20 protein-coding genes and 1 tRNA gene are annotated in these 18,748 nt (G+C 60.1%); 9 read left to right on the top strand and 12 right to left on the bottom strand.

The genetic code is table 11. The features are described from left to right. Window positions 1–215: 215 nt before the first annotated feature. On the bottom strand, window positions 216–953 hold the full coding sequence (locus HY68_RS43315; RefSeq protein WP_157874616.1) for a hypothetical protein: 738 nt from the start codon (window positions 951–953) through the stop codon (window positions 216–218). 139 nt (window positions 954–1,092) lie between these two features. On the opposite strand from HY68_RS43315, the gene HY68_RS44525 reads away from it, so the two are divergent. The 4 genes from HY68_RS44525 (at window position 1,093) to HY68_RS43300 (ending at window position 5,243) form a co-directional block, all read left to right on the top strand. Then, a complete protein-coding gene (locus HY68_RS44525) occupies window positions 1,093–1,335 on the top strand; it encodes a hypothetical protein (protein ID WP_078864258.1) in 243 nt (80 codons plus the stop codon). A gap of 939 nt (window positions 1,336–2,274) precedes the next feature. Beyond that, the gene (locus HY68_RS43310; RefSeq protein ID WP_157874615.1) at window positions 2,275–2,427 is read left to right on the top strand and encodes a hypothetical protein; all 153 of its coding nucleotides are present in this window, start codon (window positions 2,275–2,277) and stop codon (window positions 2,425–2,427) included. Window positions 2,428–2,946: 519 nt separating this feature from the next. After that, window positions 2,947–4,143, top strand: coding sequence for a hypothetical protein (locus HY68_RS43305; RefSeq protein WP_157874614.1), 1,197 nt, complete (start codon window positions 2,947–2,949; stop codon window positions 4,141–4,143). Between the two features lie 632 nt (window positions 4,144–4,775). Further along, window positions 4,776–5,243 carry a hypothetical protein gene (locus tag HY68_RS43300; protein ID WP_157874613.1) on the top strand — a complete coding sequence of 156 codons (468 nt, stop codon included), beginning with the start codon at window positions 4,776–4,778 and terminating at the stop codon, window positions 5,241–5,243. An 18-nt stretch (window positions 5,244–5,261) separates the two neighbouring features. Here the strand turns inward: HY68_RS43300 and HY68_RS38945 are convergent, their stop codons facing one another. From HY68_RS38945 to HY68_RS43280, 7 genes are all read right to left on the bottom strand, one after another. Continuing rightward, window positions 5,262–5,495, bottom strand: a complete 234-nt coding sequence (locus HY68_RS38945; protein WP_157874612.1) for a hypothetical protein — start codon at window positions 5,493–5,495, stop codon at window positions 5,262–5,264. Window positions 5,496–5,574: 79 nt separating this feature from the next. Beyond that, window positions 5,575–5,645: transfer RNA gene (locus HY68_RS38940), tRNA-Ser, on the bottom strand. Between the two features lie 186 nt (window positions 5,646–5,831). Beyond that, window positions 5,832–6,551, bottom strand: coding sequence for a helix-turn-helix domain-containing protein (locus HY68_RS43295; protein ID WP_157874611.1), 720 nt, complete (start codon window positions 6,549–6,551; stop codon window positions 5,832–5,834). Window positions 6,552–6,620: 69 nt separating this feature from the next. Continuing rightward, window positions 6,621–8,375 carry a DNA polymerase gene (locus HY68_RS40250; RefSeq protein ID WP_078864257.1) on the bottom strand — a complete coding sequence of 585 codons (1,755 nt, stop codon included), beginning with the start codon at window positions 8,373–8,375 and terminating at the stop codon, window positions 6,621–6,623. Window positions 8,376–8,474: 99 nt separating this feature from the next. Continuing rightward, entirely contained in the window at window positions 8,475–9,092 is a 618-nt protein-coding gene (locus HY68_RS38930) for a hypothetical protein (RefSeq protein ID WP_042002446.1), read from the bottom strand. A 117-nt stretch (window positions 9,093–9,209) separates the two neighbouring features. Then, window positions 9,210–9,911 (bottom strand): hypothetical protein, encoded by a 702-nt coding sequence (locus HY68_RS43290; RefSeq protein ID WP_157874610.1) that lies wholly within the window; start codon window positions 9,909–9,911, stop codon window positions 9,210–9,212. Window positions 9,912–10,335: 424 nt separating this feature from the next. Continuing rightward, window positions 10,336–10,824, bottom strand: coding sequence for a hypothetical protein (locus HY68_RS43280; RefSeq protein ID WP_157874608.1), 489 nt, complete (start codon window positions 10,822–10,824; stop codon window positions 10,336–10,338). Between the two features lie 84 nt (window positions 10,825–10,908). Here HY68_RS43280 and HY68_RS41700 point away from each other — a divergent pair, with 84 nt between their 5' ends. The 4 genes from HY68_RS41700 to HY68_RS38915 all read left to right on the top strand — a co-directional run bounded on the left by HY68_RS41700 (window position 10,909) and on the right by HY68_RS38915 (window position 14,359). After that, the gene (locus tag HY68_RS41700; protein ID WP_078864256.1) at window positions 10,909–11,907 is read left to right on the top strand and encodes an AraC family transcriptional regulator; all 999 of its coding nucleotides are present in this window, start codon (window positions 10,909–10,911) and stop codon (window positions 11,905–11,907) included. Between the two features lie 152 nt (window positions 11,908–12,059). Continuing rightward, window positions 12,060–12,827: a transporter gene (locus tag HY68_RS41695; protein WP_198533593.1), complete on the top strand. Its 768-nt coding sequence runs from the start codon at window positions 12,060–12,062 to the stop codon at window positions 12,825–12,827. 319 nt (window positions 12,828–13,146) lie between these two features. Then, window positions 13,147–13,884: an alpha/beta hydrolase gene (locus HY68_RS39960; RefSeq protein ID WP_078864254.1), complete on the top strand. Its 738-nt coding sequence runs from the start codon at window positions 13,147–13,149 to the stop codon at window positions 13,882–13,884. A gap of 28 nt (window positions 13,885–13,912) precedes the next feature. Continuing rightward, window positions 13,913–14,359, top strand: a complete 447-nt coding sequence (locus HY68_RS38915) for a nuclear transport factor 2 family protein (RefSeq protein WP_042002445.1) — start codon at window positions 13,913–13,915, stop codon at window positions 14,357–14,359. Window positions 14,360–14,426: 67 nt separating this feature from the next. Here the strand turns inward: HY68_RS38915 and HY68_RS38910 are convergent, their stop codons facing one another. From HY68_RS38910 to rsmI, 4 genes are all read right to left on the bottom strand, one after another. After that, window positions 14,427–15,263 (bottom strand): PAS domain-containing protein, encoded by an 837-nt coding sequence (locus HY68_RS38910; RefSeq protein WP_042002444.1) that lies wholly within the window; start codon window positions 15,261–15,263, stop codon window positions 14,427–14,429. Between the two features lie 154 nt (window positions 15,264–15,417). Then, the gene (gene gshB / locus HY68_RS38905; RefSeq protein WP_042002443.1) at window positions 15,418–16,359 is read right to left on the bottom strand and encodes a glutathione synthase; all 942 of its coding nucleotides are present in this window, start codon (window positions 16,357–16,359) and stop codon (window positions 15,418–15,420) included. 102 nt (window positions 16,360–16,461) lie between these two features. After that, on the bottom strand, window positions 16,462–16,866 hold the full coding sequence (locus HY68_RS38900) for a YraN family protein (protein ID WP_042002442.1): 405 nt from the start codon (window positions 16,864–16,866) through the stop codon (window positions 16,462–16,464). After that, window positions 16,853–17,800, bottom strand: coding sequence for a 16S rRNA (cytidine(1402)-2'-O)-methyltransferase (rsmI, locus tag HY68_RS38895; protein ID WP_042002441.1), 948 nt, complete (start codon window positions 17,798–17,800; stop codon window positions 16,853–16,855). The genes HY68_RS38900 and rsmI overlap by 14 nt, the downstream gene beginning before the upstream one ends. A gap of 282 nt (window positions 17,801–18,082) precedes the next feature. On the opposite strand from rsmI, the gene HY68_RS38890 reads away from it, so the two are divergent. Next, window positions 18,083–18,748, top strand: a 666-nt coding sequence (locus HY68_RS38890; protein ID WP_042002449.1) for a penicillin-binding protein activator, incomplete at its 3' end; no start/stop codon positions are given.

Genomic DNA, 18,748 nt, shown 5'->3' with positions numbered 1-18,748 from the left:
GGAGCCACAGCGGCCGGCGCACTTTCATTACAGTGACGGCGAGAAAGATTTCGACGGTAGGTGGCTCATTGAGAGACGTTCAGCTGCTGGCTGGCCACACAAATTTGCGGACGACACAGCGATACATCGATGCCAACCCCCATGCACAAGCACGAGTGGTACAGATGGCGTAAGCCCGATTGCCGCGCTTCCAGCATATATTAGCGTTGGGAATGCTAGGGCCTCACATTTTCTGATCCGTCAGGATGTCCCACGTGCAATTCGTTGAGCTGATCACCTAGAACCAAACGAACGCCTCTCGATGGCTGAAGATAGACATTTCCTTGAGGTCCTTCGCCAAACATCGAGAAGCCGTTCGTGCGCATAAACTCAAAGACCTCTTGAGCTAGGTAATGGGTCTCTTCGTCGCCCGCAACGGACCAGACAACGATCTTCTTATCACGCGGGCACTGCTCAAGAATGCCTCTCTTCATTCTTTGCCCCATAACTCTGCGCGGCTTTCCGATGTTCACCGTGTGAGCGGTGATGCCTCCGCTTTGATTTATCGAGCTGACGTTCTGATTGTAAACGTTGGTCACGTTGGTCGTCGCTGTGGATAGAAGGACGATGAATTGTTGGGCGCTCCGATCATCAATTTCCAGCGGCGCTCCTCGTTGTGATTCGTGATCGGCCTTCAGCTTGATTAGTCGGCCGACAGGATACTCAACCTCGTCATCATCAATAACGTCGTGGTGCACAGGACACATCAGGATGAGATTTTGACAGCCATGACGCTCGCTGCTGGTCTGATTCCGGTCATAGCGTTTTCCGCCGGGCCTGGCCGCTTTGATATGGCAGACCCGTCCCGTGACTTTTCCATCGTGGACTAAGGGAGAATCGCAAGTTGGAAAGGCGCACCGATTGCCGGATACGGCAAACAGACGCTTGATTGTAGAAATCTTAGGGCTCTTCACTTCTGGTCCCCATACTCGTTAGCGCTGAAAATCGCGTCAACCTGACGCAGGGCCGTACTCCCAAAGGCGATCTTTACCCCGGGTTGCACGCGTGATGTTATCTCAACTGATTTCAAGGGGTCTGGGGAGAAATCAAATAATGAAAAAGTTATTGCTCGCGGCAGCGCTGGCCGCGGTTTCGAGTGCTGCGCACGCGCAATATTTCGGTACGGGTTCAAACTCGCAGAACCATCCGGTCGGAGGGTATACCACCCAGCGAGGCACCTACGTTCAGCCGTACCAAGCGACCAATCCAAACCGCACGCAATACGACAACTATTCAACGCGCGGCAACGTCAATCCGTACACCGGTCAGGTTGGCACCCGAACTCCAAGGTACTGATGGGTCGAGACTCGCGATTCGCTATCGCCACCCTCGCGTTGGTCGTGGGGGTACAGCCTCACTTGGCGTTGGCTGCGTGTGGTGACAGAGGTGGACCGGGCTATCGAGGGCCCGACGGTCGTTGCGTTGGATGGGCCGATATTGGCCGAACCTGCGGTAATCCTCCGACCACGCGTTGCACCGCAGAAAACGCGTCGGCGGCGGCGAGCGTTGCGGCAGAGCATGGTGTTAAGGCAATCGAGGCGGGCGCCAGCGCTCGCGATACTGCAGCAAAGAGAAAATAACCCGAACCGACTGCCCGCAGCAGTCGTTCCCTCGTCGACCGGAGAATGACTTTGAATAGACTCGCCTCAATCCTGCTCGCCGTTGCCGTGGTTGCCACTTCCGTTCCGGCCGTCTCGATCTTCGCCGCGTCAGAGGCGACCGCATGGAGCCATCGCGGGCACCGAGGTAATGGATACCGGGGCCACAGCCGTCGCGGAGAGACCTGCTGGCGAACCAATCGGCATACCGGAGCACGCTTTCGGATTTGCTAAGTCGCTTACAATTGCGTCCTTGTCAGGATCCATTCATCCGGTGAAGCGTCAAGGCTTCTGGTGCCGCCCTACGGCAATTGCAACACGCAGGTAGGGCACGCCTAGCGCAGCAATGCGCGACGCGATAAAGAAACGCTCCTCTGATTTTTGAGATGAGGCCCTTTTTATGAAGCGCGTCATTCTAACGGTCTTAGCGACCATCAGTATCACTGTGCCAGCTTATGCTGGATCGCTCACTCGCGACGACATTACCTTCATAAACGGGTACGTCATATCTCGGCTAATGTTGTTGAAGTGTCCCGGATACGTATCCGACGACGACACTCCTATGCGGAACGCAGACAAGCTGGGCGTTGACGGAGTGCGTATCTGGGACGCGTCGAGAGCCGCTATGCTGGTCCTCATGGATCAAGACTATGATCGCAAAGACATCATCCCTGAAGTTACGCAAGTCGTGCGCAGCAGTTTGGAAGTTAACGCTCGCGAGCTGAAGAGTGGCGCTATCTGTAAGCACGTTGACAACTTCGAAACGCTAGGCTGGTTGAAGAAGAAGTAAAGGTAACGGCTTTAGTTGCGCCGGCCTCCCCACCTCGCTGAACCTACTCGTCATCTGATTATCGATACACTGGATCGACATGTCGAAAATTATCACCGTCTGCACATTAGTTGTCGGGTTGGTTTACGGATGCGAATCTCACGCTCAGGCGTGGCGCAATTGCGTGCAGGGTTCGATCGCTCCGGGAGGGTGTGAATCAATCGCGCCCGGTGGGGGCTTATCGATCGCCCCAGGTGGTGGAATGTCGATCGCCCCGGGTGGGGGATTGTCGATAGCTCCGGGTGGAGGTCAATCGATTGCCCCCGGCGGCGGCCTGTCTATCGCGCCGGGAGGCGGCTTGGCACCGGATCGGGACTGGAGTCGTGGCCTCGATACCCGGACGATAACTGGCCCATCGACAGATTCCGAAGACGACGATTAGGTTAGCGCTCACTCACGTATAACGGCTTCACTGGAAGAGCACGGGCTCTCGCGAGCCCACATGACCTGAGAAGGTTCTCGATATCGAGAGTGATGCTCATGAATGCCGAGTTCACCCGCAAGCAGCTGTACGACCTGGTCTGGTCTCAACCAATGACGACCGTTGCGGCGAGCGTCGGTATCTCCGACGTTGCGCTGGCCAAGCACTGCAAGAAAGCCAATATCCCCGTGCCGAGCAGGGGGTATTGGGCGCGCAAGGAAGCCGGCAAACCGACGATCCAGATTGCCTTGCCACCTCGCTTCCCCGGAACTGTCGACCGGATTGGTGGTTCAGCCGACAAGAACCACTACTGGGGCTCGAACTGGGCGGAAAAGTTTATGGACGTGCCGGTTCCCCCCGTACCTGTCTTCGAGGAAGAGATGTCTTCCGTCTCGCAGCGCGCCCTAGAATTGGTCGGCAAGGTCCGCTGTGGGCGCAAATTCGAGCCCGCGCATCCACTGGTCGCGAAGCTCCTTGCGCATGACGAGGAGCGACGAAAGGAATTCAACAAATGGCGCTCCGAGTACTATAAGCCATTGTACGACGCTGGAATTGAACGAAGGCGCCTACTGATCATCAACACCCTATTTCTTGTCAGCGTTCGTCTTGGTTGCCGCCCCTCTATGAGTACCTCAAAATACAACCAAGATCCGAGGAGCGAGAGGGACCTCAGCGTCACGGTCGGCAAATCGCATACCAATTTTGCCGTCGAGCCGACCGTTTCAAAGAAGGAGAGCCAAGGTCAGCACCTGCGCCTCAGCTTCGGGTTGGCTCGCGATCGAGCCAAGGCGAGTAAGTTCTGGGAGGACCGTGACGGAAGCTTGCTCGAAGATCAGCTGACGGATGTGTTAGCAGAGATATTGGTCAATGCCGAGGCTTCGTACCGTACTGGGATCGTCCGCCATCGAGAGTGGATAATCGAGCGCAAGGCCGCGGCGGAAGTGGAAATTAGGCGGCAAAAGGACGAGGCCGAGCGTCAGGCGCGCGAACTTCAGGAGAAATTGGCAACGGAGCGAATTGGACGCTTGCTATCACAGGCTAAGTCGCTCAACCGTGCTGAGCAGATACGATCCTACGTGGAATCGGTGCGATCGCGTGTTACGGAAATGCCAATAGCGCGAGTTGACTTTGAGCAATGGGCGTCTTGGGCTCAACGTGAAGCAGATCGTATCGACCCCGTGAAGAACGGCCTAATCGTGCAGGCCATAGGTGAACACTCGATCAATTCCCAGCAAGGCTCCACAGATGGTGATTGATCATCGTCACACCGTCGACGACCATGCCAGCCATCCACCAACGTACCTTTATTTCCTTCTCTCGGTCTCGCAGAGCGACGAGATTCGATAAATTAACCCGAGAACGACATCTCAGTACCGACGCAATATTGATGGCGTCCCGCAACGTCTGGCTATCGAGAGTCAGGGGCTCTGTGGTGAAAGGACCGGTGGACTGAGACACTGGCCGGACCGGCAGGTTCGAGACGAAGCGACTAAAGCAGGCAACAGTCGTAAAACGAAGCCTGCGAGAGACGGGAAAGCTTTAGGCCGTCGAGGTTGGTGGATCGGAAGGATCGGTCCGTCGAGAACCTTGCGTAGGCAAGCGGAGGATAAAGGGTCAAACCGCACTACCTGACCCTTCCAGCGATGGTTCCTCTGATCCTTCTTGTGTTCGAAGCCACTATACGCACGGCTCCGATATGACTTTGCCCAACGGCAAAGTTGTATCCTCTCCACTGCCGCACATGCAGGTTTGGTGGTTGCTCGCCGACAGCCGATGGAAACAGGACGGGCCGAAGGCCTCACCCGAGCGAAGCGAGGGTGAGTGAAGCAGCGTCGACAAGCTGACTACTTTCGGGTTTGGATTTTGCTGACCATCTTAGAGGCGATCAATGAACCCGAAATTCGCGGCACTTGTTGAAGATCTCGCCCCAAAACTGGAGCTGCTTTTGGCATCCGGGCCGTATCGAAAAAGCCAGTTGCCGCGAGCAGTGCCTGAGTCCGGTGTCTATCCGTTCAGCATCGGCGATGACCACCTGTATGTGGGCCGATCAAACAACATTCGGCGCAGATATGCGTTGCACACGCGACCCGGATCGCCTCACAATCAGGCAACATTGGCATTTCTGATTGCCCGGCATGAGACCAACAATCTTCGAGCTGCATATCGCACCAAAGGTGGGCGTGCTTGGTTGGTGCAACAACCAGAGTTTCTGACCGCCTTCCAATCAGCGAAGGAGGGGGTTGGCCAGATGGATTTTCGGTTCGTCGAGGAAAATGATCCCAACAGGCAAGCGCTTCTTGAAATCTATGCCGCGGTCGCTCTGGACGCGAAATACAACGATTTCCATAATCACTAGTCCTTAATGACAGCAACCCTAGTCGGGCAGCTTTATTATTCGCTCGCTGCTCATGCGCTTCACCATGTCCAATATGAGCTGTCGGGCGACTTCGGCGCGATTTTTCCCATACAGCCCAAGAGGATAGAGCTGTTCGAATAGCTTCAGGACTTCGTTAGGAAGCGTGACGGAGAACTGGGTATTGCCGTCACCAGTCGCCATATACACAACCCCTAGACATTGTCGTTGCAATGTCGAGACATTGTCGTACACTTGCTCACGAAAAGCGAATCGACTCAGTTGTTACAGAGCCATAAGGTAAAGGGCCCTCCACTGGAGGGCCCTTTTGGAGAGGCCGGGGCCGGAATCGAACCGGCGTGCGAGATTTTCTAGAGCCCTGCATAGCCATTCTGCCACCCGGTCACGAGACGCCCCACCGAAAGGTTGGGGCGTTTTCGTTTGGCGAATCCACGGCGCCATCAGACAAAGCTATGACGAGTCCATTCCGGGGGTCAATGAATAGTGTGGGTTCCGGGGTCTGGAATACCAAATCTGGTGGAAAGCGAGGAAAACACAATCACATACAGCACCTAAGCGATTGTAACTCCGTCAGAATTTTTGATTGGAGCCAATAGCGTGAGGTTCACCTGCGTCGCTGGCCGCCCGACGATGAACTGGTTTTCGCGTGTCGGCCGTGATCGTTCTTCGAGCAGCGACTTCCCGCGCCAGCGCGAATGTAGCCTCCGAGTCGATCGTCCCGAGATCCGTTGGCCTTAGGGCCAACAATGCGTTTCGAAACGCTTCCAAGAAAACTTCGATGTCCACCCAGGACTTCTCGGCCATCTGCACCGGCCACATTGCGAGATGCCCACGACGTTCGGCCAACTGCGAGGCGGGTATCTCATAGGTCGTCGTGAGCGACTGCATGCCATCTGCCGTGACACTCCAACACGAGTTACGCCAAGGTAGCCGCACGGCCGCGTCCAACTCGCGCGTGTTGAGGAGGCTGATTCGCGCCGACATCCCCGCGGACGCTTCAATTCGAACGAGCGACGCCTCTTCGAGTTGACGCAGGGCTCGACACTTCGAGTCTCGGCTGATTCCAAGTTCTTGCATGAACCATTTGGGCAATGTGACCCAAGACTGTCGCGTCAGAGCTGCGCGGTGATGGATCGCGAGCAGTACCGCCAAGGCTTGTCCGGGAAGATTTGCGGCTGAGGCGATGTCGCGCATTGGGATAGGCCCCTTCAAGAAGCGTCCTTGCTGACGCGTTTTCTGGAGGGCGGTGGCTTGCGTCGGGATTTCTTGAACTGCAACGTGCTGATTCATAGCAGTAGACCTTTATAAGATGAGACGGTGTCCGATGGATGCGACGGTGGCGTCGCGCGGGAGCAACGGTTAGACGGCGGCCTCGGGATACCCCGCGAGGTTGACCATGAAGTTCCACATCTCCGCGCCTCGTTCGTCCACGTATCGGTTCGGATACCTGAAGGATTTCGCGTCGGTCCTGATCCTCACGCCGCCGGTGACCTTCTCGCCCGCCACCGTCATGATCTCGGACATGCGGGCAATATCTTCATCGAGGCGTTCCAACGGAGCGGCGATCAGAAATGCGTCATGGACTGGGGCACAGACCTCAATGCCGGCCTCGGTTGCTGCGATGGCGGCTAGCCTCATCATCTCGGCCCCATTCGCCTGCATCGGGAAGTTCATCAACGACGTTGGTCTGTCCTCCGGTGACACGCGCATCTTCCAGCCGTACACGGTCGACATCTCGCCCTTGAGCTGACCTGCAGAAACAACGGCGTTGCTCCACTTCCAGAACGTCGCGTACGCCTGCTTGTGAAGCCAAATGAGTTCGCGCGCCCGCGCCTCCGATATCCCAGCCTTCTCAGCCATCAGCTGAGGACCCAGGCCGTAGTTCAAGCCCAGAATGACTTCCTTGCAGACGCTTCGTTCGCTGGGGTGCGATTGTTTGGTAGCGTCCGGCGGCATCATGCCGATATCCTTTCCGAACGCGAGGTATGGATCGCCCCCTTGGTACGCTGCAACCAATCGTTCGTCGCCGGAGAGCCCTGCGGCGATGCAGTTTTCCTGAGCCGAGAAATCGATGTACGCGAGCCCGTAACCTTTCGGCGGCTTGATCAAACAACGTAGGTCTTTTGCCAGACCGAACGGGAATCGGGTCGTGGAAGGTTGATTCCTCGACGTCTTAGATCGGAACGGCGAGAGCGAGGTCCTGCAACGACCGTCGTGCCCAACCGGAAGGTCCGGCAGACGCACGTTCAAAATTCGCCTGAGCTGATAGAGCGGCTTTAGGTCGGGCCAGATCGATGCCTGCCGGTCAAGCGTATCGATATCGAGCGCCAGACGACCTCTTTCGGTCCTGGGCCACGGTCTATTGCGATGACGCAGGTAGAGGCTGAACTTATCGTGCTTAAGCGTCGCTCCCTCGTAGATCCCATAATCGCGATCGACATGGGCTATCAGCTTCGGTGCGATCTGATCCCACTTAAAGACCAGAGCGTCGAGCTGCATTGTGTCGATTGGGACGCCGTTGGATTCGATCGCTGCGACCGCCTTCATGTAGCGACCGCGCAGCATTGCGTGTCCAAAATGCATGCTGGGCGCCAGAGTCCAAAACAACTCAATGGTGCTGGCGACATCCGAGCAGCAATAGCCGGTCGTGCGATTGCGACCCTCATCATCGAATACACGCGTTTGAGCCGCAAACTCTTGCTCAGCTTTCTTGGCGCCTGCGTCGATATGGGAGAGGCCGCGGTAGGCAAGCGCGCCAACGAGGCCGTTGCCCATCGGCAGCGCCAATCCGTTGGTTGCTGCCCGATGTTCGGCGAAGAGGCATATATTGTTGGTAGGCAAAGGCACGCCCATCGCGAGCGCGCATCGATTCTCGGCTGCCGCATAGAACGAGATGGCAACCGATTCTGAGCTGGTATTGAAGGGAAGGTTCGTTGGCCTGCTCCCGTCGGCTAGCCAAGAAATGCGCTGCTCACCGGTGAAGACGTTTTGGGCAACCAGCACCACGGGTCGGAGGTGTTCTCCGGGGCGATCCTCATATTCGGTGTCCCAACACCAGGCTTCGCGAATGCCCAATGCGCTGAGTTTTGCCTGCACTTGATCTTGTATGGTCATGACTTCTCCGTGGCGCGTTAATCTGCGCGGGCTGGGTGACGATTGCTGGAAGGGGAGGAGAGAGGGGATGACGCGCGCGTCATCCCCTTTCTGGAGAGCTTAGATGCGGCCCAGAAGCTGATTCATGACCGGATGATCATCTGAGTCGATGACGCGCTTCTTGAAGCCGAGCTCAAGCAGTTGACTGAGGTCTTCTTCAGGCCATGCCGGCTCCGACCACTCGGCAATCGGGACCTGAATCCGGTACCCGCCGAGCGACATGTCGGCGAAGATGCGCGTCCACTGGTCCGATGCGGCCCGAACGGCATCGGCGGCGGTCGCGTGCCAAAGGCTACCGCCCATGCCGTCCATCCCCAGCTTGACGGGCCAAATGGCCACGTCCTTCGCTCGATTGATGTAGGGGACCAAGGTCGCAACGGTGAGCGCCCCCAGCTCCCGGAGCTTCGGAGCCATGCCCTTGGTGACGAGGAAGAACTGTCGGGTCTCCTTGTCCTCATAGACGGTGGTGGTCAACGATCGCTTCGGATCGGTTCGAAACCAGACGTTCGGCTTCGGCTTGCCGACGTCCACGGTCCGAATCGCTTTGGTGGCGCCCGCCAAGAAATCCGCCTCGGGGCCGATGCGGAGATTGTCGAGGTCCTGGAAGAAAGCCGAACCCGCGATGGGCGGCGGCGCGGACTGCGGGATGGCGTTGGGATTTGCGAAGACTTCTTGCATTTGGATACTCCTTCTAATCGCCTACCAAAAGCGATAGGCGTGGAGCTTCCATAGACGGCGAGGCCGACGATCTCGATCTTAAGACGGCATGCGGAAAAGACAGAATCTGTACGTTCGCTAAGGCCAGCTTTTTATTGACTTATGCATGAAATATGGATCGCCCGTTGACCAACGCTCTTCCCAGTCATCGAAGGTCGCGCATAATGCGAATTCGTCGGTGACGAGGAGCAAATCGCGATCGATATCCAGCTTCTGCTCAGCGCCGTCCGATGCGAAATCGATGCAGGCGTTGAGGTAACCCCTGAACTGGCGGACGCCCGCTTCCGCGCTGGATTGACTTGGCCGGGTTGGCGGCGCCTGCCTTAGGCAATGCGCCTGAATGTTGAGGAGCTTGGTGATGAGGTTGGTCAGAGGAGTGGATTGCCGTTCCGGCGAAAGAAAGCTCTTCGGCATCTGCCAGTTTCGAATGTTCAACCGCTCGCTCGCGCTTTCCAGTTCGCCGCGGATAGCGGCCAGCGCAGCAGATGCCTGCTCTAAGGCGCGTGGGTTCGGCGCGGGGCCATCCGTAGCGAGGCCCGCCCAATGGTAGCCGGGATCTGCGAGAAGTGCGGTGAGCAGTGACTCCGTGTTCGAAATTGCGCCGAGGGCTTGTTTGATCCGCGTTTTTGTTTCGGGCGACGTCCGGAATTGTATCAAGTCGAGCCGATACTCGTTGATCGCGTCCTGCACGTGATCCCGGTAGGCGTCGGTGAGGCGCCCCTCACGAACGACTTTTGACCAGATTTCATCGCGGATAGGTTTTGTTGGGGGAACGATCATAGGGGACGAGTGCCGAATATCGGGGAACTGGTATCGGGTCGATGGCTACCAGAGACCGTCCTAGGAGGGCATCAGGAAGGCGCCCGTAAAGTCCTGGCATCCACCAAGGATTCCCTACCCCCTATTGCGTCGTCGGGGCTACGGCTGACTTCCGGAGCTCACCTATCAGGTTAATTGTCCTCAATATCAGGAAGTTGGGCAGCCCCGGGATGATCTGGACCTGGACGTCGACCGCCCGGGCCTCGATGCCCTCGAACGCCACCGTGGAAACCCGCTGGACCATGCCGCCCCCGTATCCGGCAAAAAGCTAGCCGAAGCGGGGGAGGCAGGCAAGAACATTAAGTGAACAGCGTGGCGGAAGGGGAATTCACACGCCGGGCCCCCGGCGCCCCGGAAGCCGGGCAAATGCGAACTCGTGACCTTATTATCGTGCCTGGTCGGTCGGGGCGGCCTCGGCTGTCACTGCCGTGCCGGCCTCATGGTGAAGATACATTCCGATGGCGATACTGCGATCATAGCTCGCCCAGTGGCACGGCAGGATTTCGACTCGCAACAACGCCGCCAGGACCAGTTGCCCCGCCGCATGATCGAAAAACATCGGCACCGTCCAAATGTCGCGTGCCCTCGCCGCCGAGACCCCGCATTCGTTGACAGGTCTCGACTCTGAAGTCTCGACTGGCACCGCCTCCGGTCTCGTGAAACAGACGATCCGGGCGGAGTCGCGCGCATCGTCGCGGAGCAACGCGCTTCCAGGAACCAACTCGTCGACTTGTTCTGGCGGCATCGCGAGGCCTGGAGGCCGCCAGAGGGCGGTGCCACGTTTTCGCGAAACTGCGTGCGACGCGGCCAGGATGAGATATCCGCATTGTGTCGAATTCGTCGGGTTGGCGATAAAGCGGCGAACATGCGGCACGGCGTGATGTCTCTGACGGCCAGTGCGCGTTTGTGGTAGCGTAATGAAAGCGTCGGCAGTGAAAGTGACCGGAGAGGGAGAGCAATGATCGCATCCGCTTCATTTATCGCGGACCAGCTGTTCGGCGCGAAACACCTGGTCCTTGCGAGCGGTGATCTCGATGAGGTTATCGACGGGTGCAGCAAAGCCCTTCGCCCACATGATCTCCAGATGAGGGGACCACGGTCGAAACTCGCGGCGCGCCTGCACCATCTGCCGATTGGCCCGCTTTCGCTCAATCGGCTGTGCTACGGAGGCGACGTCACTGTCGTACCGGCCGTGCCGCAGGAGGGAAATTTCCTCATTACCCTGCCGCTGCAGGGCAATGCGCGATTCCGCTACGGTCCCTCTACCGCGGATCTTGCACCAGGATTCGGGACAATCGTCGGGCCTTACCAGGAATTCCGTTTGGACATCGACGGCGCGTTCGATCAGATCCTTCTGCGTCTCGACCGCCGGCGAGTTGAGGTAGTTTGCGCGAACTTGCTCGGTGCGGAAAAGTCGGCGCCGGTTCATTTCGACTTGGCGCTCCGCACCATCCCGGCTTTCTGGCACAAGCTTCTCGAAGCTGCGGCCAGTTTGTCCATGTTCAGCGAAGCGCTGGCGCGCCCGAAGATGTTCATCCGGCTCGAAGAACTGATCATCGAGTCCCTGCTCGTTGCGCAACCGAACAATTTCAGCGCCGCGATTTCCGCGGCCGCTCGGCCCGCACCGACGGCGCACGTGCGCAGGGCCATGGACTATATGCGGGAGCACATCGGCGATTCGATTCGTTTAAGCGAAGTCGCGCGACACTGCGGCCTGAGCCTGCGCAGCCTCCAGGCTGCATTTCAGCGCGATCTGGCAACCTCACCTGGTCGTTGGCTGCGTGCAGAACGGCTCGATCGGGTCCACGCAATTCTCTCATCGTCCGCGCCCGGCAGCGTCGCGGTCACGGACGTCGCGCTGCAATGGGGCTTCTTCCACCTCGGAGATTTTTCGGCCCAGTTCAAGGACAGGTTTGGCGAAAAGCCTTCCGCCGTGCTTGCAAAGCGGCGCTCCTGACGCCGGAAGACGCTCGGGAGAAAACTGCACGATTCCGATAATCATCTTCGTGCTCTCGCTAGCGCCTCCTCCTTCTCCGTCCAACACTCCGGTCAATGAACTCTGCCGTCGCGGTTCGGCGATCAGAGCGGGGAGTTGGATCGGAGGGGGACATGCTTTCCAGACGGATGTTTGCGACCGCATTGACGGTGGGGCTGACGATGGCCCTCAGGCCCGCTGCCGCGTTTGAGGCCGGCTATATCGGCTCGGCGCAGAAGCCGGGCCTTGTGCTGGGGAATGCCGCGGTCACACCGCCACCGGGTCTCTATATGTTTGATCAGGCGGTGGCTTATTCGGGATCGCTTGTTGGCCCTGGTGCGCCCAACGCCGGAGGCGATAAAACCTCGGTTCATATCGCAGCCGCGGCCGCGGGGCTGCTCTGGGTGCCCGGATGGACAGTGCTGGGGGCAAGCTACAACGCCGTTATCGTCCAGCCGTTCATGATGGTCGACGTCGGCTCGCCGGTGAACGTCAATCCAGCGGGCATGCACAATACGTTTTTGGCGCCGGTCGAGTTGAGCTGGAAGCTGGGTGACAGCGGCTTTTACGCCAAGGCAGGCTTCGGCATGTGGATGCCGACGGGTACGACGTCCGGTCCTTCGGGGCTCGGAAACGTTGGGGCCCCTTGGTGGACCTTCCAGCCGAACCTCGTGATTTCGTACTTCAAGGATGGCTGGAATCTCACGGCCAATGTCTTTGAAGAGATCAACGGCCAACTCCGTGACCGGCTATACAAGCGGCAACGTTCTTCATGCCGAATTCACAGCGACCAAAACGGTCGGCAACTGGACGTTCGGTCCCGTTGCTTACTACGTGGGACAGGTGAGCGACGACCGGTCCAGCGCGTTCTACGCAGGCGCTATCAACGTCAATCGTTATGACATCTGGGGAGCCGGTGCGTTGGTCGGATATAATTTCGGCCCCGCCTCATTGAACGTCTGGGGGACGCAAGAAGTATCGGGCCGTGCCTCCGGAGGGACGCCTGTGTCCGGCATCGACAGTGCAGCCGTCTCGAAAGGCTTCACTGTCTTCGCCAGCCTGAGCTACCGGCTGTGGGCGCCCGATGCGCCCGGCGCCGCACCTGTGCGCACGCAGTTTCGGAAATAGCGGCACAGCTCAAACGCAACATCGGAGATCCGCGCAAGGCCCCGTCGGGCGTGCCTGCGACCGGAATCCGTCAACAGAAACGGGAAAATTTCGATGACCTATGCAGTTGAAAACTGGGGTAGTGGGGGAGAACAGATCGTCCTGGTCCATGGCAGCCTCGCGGTCGGTGCCGCCGCGTTCGGCGAGCAGAAGGCGCTCGCGGATTCCTTCTCCCTCTCCGTCATGACCCGCCGAGGGTACGGCGGCACATGTCGAATCAATGCGGTGGACGTGCTTCGTGATGCGGAGGATGTCGTCGAATTGTTGGGGAGCGGTGCTCATCTTGTCGGAACATCCATGGGCGGCATCGTCGCCATGAATGCTGCCGGACGACGCCCCGACCTCGTCAGATCGCTCACGGTGATCGAGCCGCCGGCATTCGCGCTCGCGAGCGATTTGCCCGCCGTGCGCCGGGTGTCGGAGGCGCTGAAGGCCCATTGGGCCGTCGCGGATCCGACCGAGCTTCATGCCTTTGTGACCGGGTTCGTGGCGGCACTTGAGATGAACATGCCACTGCCCGACCCGCTTCCAGCGCCGGTCGCGGACGCGGCCGTCAATCTCATCACCGAGCGGCCCTGGCGCGTGGATGTCCCGATTGGTGCGGTGGCGGATGCGTCCTACCCGAAGCTTGTCGTCACCGGTGGTTGGAGCGAAGCCTTCGACGGCATCAGCATGCGGCTTGCAGGCTTGCTGAACCTCGAATGTCACCACCTGCCGGGAGCCGGACATGCCGTTCAGAAGGTTGGTGCCCCCTTCAACGAACTACTGCGAAAGCAGATCGCATCCGCCTGATCCCATTCCTCAAACCAGGAGACCATCAATGACCATCACGACTGACGACAAGATTGAAGTCCAGGAACTCGCCGCGCGGGCCTATATCGGGCTCGATAGCGAAGATGCCGCTGGATTCGCTGCCGGCTTTGCCGATGACGGTGTTTTCGTCGCTCCTTATGGCGAGTTCGTCGGGCCGGCCGCCGTGAAGGATTTCATCACGCGCCACATCGCCGCCGGCAAGGAGGATGGCGTGCGTCATTTTCTGACCAATCACGTCATCGACGCGCACGAGGACGGTGCCCGCTATCGTTTCTACATCACCAAGATGAACATCGCGACCGGGCCGGTGGCGATTGCAACGGCGGGCGGCGATTGCGTCGTCAAGCGTACAGCGGATGGTTGGCGCTTCCAGCGCTTTCAATTGACCATCGATCCGGCGATGTTCGGTGATGCCAAGCCGGTCGTCGCGCCGACGGTCCAGAAGCGCGACTAGCGAGTCTTTGCGGACTTATTGTCCTGGGGCAGGGTATTCTCGAGCTGCCGTTCGCTGCATACCTGCCTTACAGCACCGGTTCGCTGTCAAACGGCTGCGACGCCAGCGTCACCGCATCGTCCAGGATGGCGGGCGGCTTCGGGGTCAGGCGCAGCCCGAACACGCGCGGGAAACGCAGGATCTCGATGTTGAAGTCGGGGGCCGTCATCAAGGTCGTGGTCAGGGCCGACCGCGGCGCGTAGATCCGGCCCCACAGGTCGATTCCGGTGAACTGCGGCAGCGCGCTGAGGCGCAGGTTGCCGAGCGGCCCCGTGAATCTCAACAGCTCGCGGGCGCGATCGTTCATCATCAGCACCCAGCCATCGGTGACGTGGCCTGCGTCATTGGTGATCGGAGAGGCCACCGCGATCGCGTCGGGAGCCGTGCGGAACAGATGCTCATAGATTTCGAGCTGGTGGCTGACGAGCTCCGAATAGCTCACCAGCATCACCGAACTGCCGGCAATCGGGATCGGGAAAATGACCTGATGCCAGATGGTGCCGGGTGCGGAGCGGGCGCCGGTGAAGCGGATGAACACGGGGGTCATCTCACGGACCACCCGGCGATAGACCTCGGCGAGATCCCGTGACACGACACTGTCGTCGCGCATCAGCAGCGTCTCGGTCGGGCCGCGCTTGACGAAATCCAGCATCGCCTCGCCGACATAGACATAAGCGAAATCGTTGCCTGCGGGCACCAGGTGAATGCAGCGGTCGCGCAACGGCCGATCCGTTTCGTCGATCAGCCGCTGCAGTGTCAGGGTGTTGGTGCCGTTCAGCGTGCGCCACTTGGCCCACAGATATTCCATTGCGGCCGTCGACAGATCGCGCGGTATCGCCGTTCCGGTGAAAACCTCAATCGCCATAGACTGCTGAACCCCGCCACGCGCCCTCTAAGCGTCGGGACCGCGCCGAAACCGCGTGCCCGCGTGGCGTACGTACTGACCCGACCCTCACCCCGTCAATTTGAATGCCACAAGGTCGTCAGCAATTGATTAAGGCGGCGCGGGTCAGGGGGGATCAGGTGCGTTTGTGTTCGATGGTATCCCAGACCATGGCGGCGACATCCGGTCCGCCGACACGGGCGATGGCGCGAATGCCGGTCGGCGACGTCACGTTGATTTCGGTCAGGTGGCCGTCGATCACGTCGATGCCGACCAGCAGCAGTCCGCGCGCGCGCAGCGCCGGTCCCAGCCGTTCGCAGATCTCGCGTTCCCTGGGGCTGAGATCGGTGGCCTTTGCTGCGCCGCCGCGCACCATGTTGGAGCGCAGGTCGTTCTCCGCCGGCACGCGGTTGACCGCGCCCGCGAACTCGCCGTTGACCAGGATGATGCGCTTGTCGCCAGCCTTCACCTCGGGAAGGAAGCGCTGGATCACCCAGGGCTCGCGGAAGGTCACCGAGAACATGTCGTGCAGCGAGCCGAAGTTCATGTCCTTGGGCATGATGCGAAACACCGCCGAGCCGCCGTGGCCATACAGTGGCTTCATCACCACGTCGCCGTGCTCGGCGCGGAATGCGTTGATCTCGTCGACGTCGCGTGAGATCAGCGTCGGCGGCATCAGGTCGGAGAATTCGGTGACAAAGATCTTTTCCGGCGCGTTGCGCACGCTGGCTGGATCGTTGACCACCAGCGTCTTGGGATGGATCCGCTCCAGCAGATGCGTGGTCGTGATGTAAGCGAGGTCGAACGGCGGGTCCTGCCGCAGCAGGATCACGTCGAACGACGCGAGCTTGGTGCGCTCTGCGCTGCCGAGGGTGAAATGATTGCCCTCCTCATCGCGCACGGTGAGCGGCTGCACCGGCGCCACCACGTCCTCGCCGCGCAACGAGAGCTTGTCCGGGGTGTAATAGGAAATGGTGTGGCCGCGCTTCTGCGCCTCCAGCAGCATGGCAAAGGTGGAATCGCCGCGGATGTTGATGCGCGCGATGGGGTCCATCTGGACGGCGATATTCAGCTTCATGAGGATGTCCGGGTCTCGAGTGACGAAGGCGTCAGATGCAGGTCAATTTGGGCGCTGGGGTGCGATGTTGCTAGGGTCTCGCAGGATCTCAAATGAGGTGTTTCAGGTGCTGGCGTCGAACGCCGCGGTCAGGTGGCGCGGCAGCGATTTCGGCGCGATCAGGATAGCGTCGAAGCGGCAATCGAAATTGGCGTGTTCGGGATGGCTCATCAGCCAGGCCTCGGCGGCCGCGATGATGCGCTGGCGCTGCTGCGCCGTGATGGCATAGGCGGCGTCGTCCAGGGTGGCGCGGGCCTTGACCTCGACAAAGGCGAGCAGGTTGCGGCGCCGGGCCACGATGTCGATCTCGCCGTAACGGGTGCGGAAACGGCGGGCGAGAATGCGATAGCCTTTCGCCAGCAGGTAGGCGCTGGCGCGGCTCTCCGCCGATATGCCGGTCTGGAACGCGATCACGCGCGCGGGTGCGGGCGCTTTTGATTCTTGGGTAGCGTCCTCAGGTTTGGTCATTATTGCGCTCTTTGGCCAGTTCGAGCGCCCGGGCATAGATCTCGCGCCGCGGCCGGCCGGAAACCTCCACCGCATGCGCCACCGCATCCTTGACGCTGTCGCGCGCGAGCGAGCTGCGCAACAGCTCGTCGAGATCTGCCTGCGGCATGATCCGGGCCGCGGCCTGCGGCGGCCCGACCACCAGCACGAATTCGCCGCGGGTCTCCAGGCCATCCGCGGCGGCCGCGAGATCGGCCAGCGACCCGCGCCGCACCTCTTCATGCAGCTTGGTCATCTCGCGGCAGATCGCGGCGTCGCGGCTGCCGAGGATGTCCGCGAGATCCCGCAAGCTGTCCTGGACGCGGTTGCCGGAATCGAACAGCACCAGCGTGGCGTCGAGGGATGCCAGTTCGCCGATCCGGGTCCGGCGCGCGCCCTGCTTCGAGGGCAGGAACCCCTCGAAAAAGAACCGGTCGGTCGGCAGCGCCGCCACCGTCAAGGCCGCCAGCAGCGAGGAGGGCCCAGGCAGGGTGTTCACGGCATAACCCGCGGCGGCCACCTCGCGCACCAGCTTGAAGCCGGGGTCGGAAATCAGCGGCGTGCCGGCATCGGACACCAGCGCGATCGCGGCGCCCTGGGCCAGATGCTGCAGGATCACCGGCCGGGCGAGCGCGGCATTGTGCTCGTGATAGGGCTTCAGCGTGGCCTTGATGCCGAAACGATCGACCAGGCGGTGGGTCACGCGGGTGTCTTCGCAGGCGATGATGTCGACGCCGGCCAGGGTTTCCAGCGCCCGCAGCGTGATATCGCCGAGATTGCCGATCGGGGTGGCCACCAGGTGCAGGCCCGCCGCGGCCTTGGGGGCGACCAGCACGTGCCCGGCCAGGGTGAAGGTCCGGGCCTCGGCAGCGGATGGATCGGTCGGAGCGGGTGTGGACTGGGGGCGGGCGCGCATGATTGCCAATCTAGAGCGTTTTCGAGCGAAGTGGACACCGGTTCGCGTAAAGAAAACGCGTCAAAGCAAATCAAGTCCAAGCGTCCGAAAAGGGAGAGCGGTTTCCGGATTGGACCCTGCTCTTGCCTAAAAGCTATGCGATTATGGCGTAACTCCTTGGTCTGCGGTGGTTAAAATCCTTTTGCCTTGCTTAACGAATGGACGACAATATGCCCCAATCTCGTTTCAGATCGGGGACGGTGCCTCGTATCTCGATCCGGCGAGGGCAAGGAAAGAGATTCGATGGCTGCCCCGCATGATCCGCTGACCCCGCGCCGGGGTTCCACCCGGCGGTCTGCGCTTGGGTTGCTGCTGGGCGCTCCGCTGGTCGCCGGATGTTCCAGCATGCAGTCGGGCTGGAACACGATCTCGTCGAACCTGCCCTGGCAGGATTCGCCGCCGCCCGGTCCGTCCGGGCCGCCGCAGCAGCCGACGTCCGTCGGCACCGGCCAGGTCAAGGTCGGTCTGATCCTGCCGCTGTCGGGACAAGGCAATGCCGGCGTCGCCGCGCAGTCGATGAAGAATGCCGCGGAAATGGCGCTGGCCGAATTCCAGAATCCGAACATCCAGCTCCTGGTCAAGGATGACGGCGGCAATCCGCAAGGCGCGCAGCAGGGTGCGCAACAGGCGCTCGATGAAGGCGCCGAAATCATTCTCGGCCCGCTGTTCGCGCAGTCGGTGCCGCCGGCGTCGCAACTGACCCGCACACGCAACGTGCCGATGATCGCGTTCTCGACCGATTCGAGCGTGGCGGGCCGCGGCGTCTACCTGCTCAGTTTCCTGCCGGAGTCCGACGTCAACCGCATCATCGATTACGCGGCGGGCACCGGAAAACGGTCGTTCGCCGCGCTGCTGCCGGAGAACGCCTACGGCAGCGTGGTCGAAGCCGCATTCAAGCAGGCGGTCGGC

This window comes from Streptomyces sp. AcH 505 (genome assembly GCF_000818175.1).
Lineage (GTDB): Bacteria > Actinomycetota > Actinomycetes > Streptomycetales > Streptomycetaceae > Streptomyces.
Note: the sequence above shows the minus strand (reverse complement) of the source record. Positions and strands in the feature narration are given on the sequence as shown.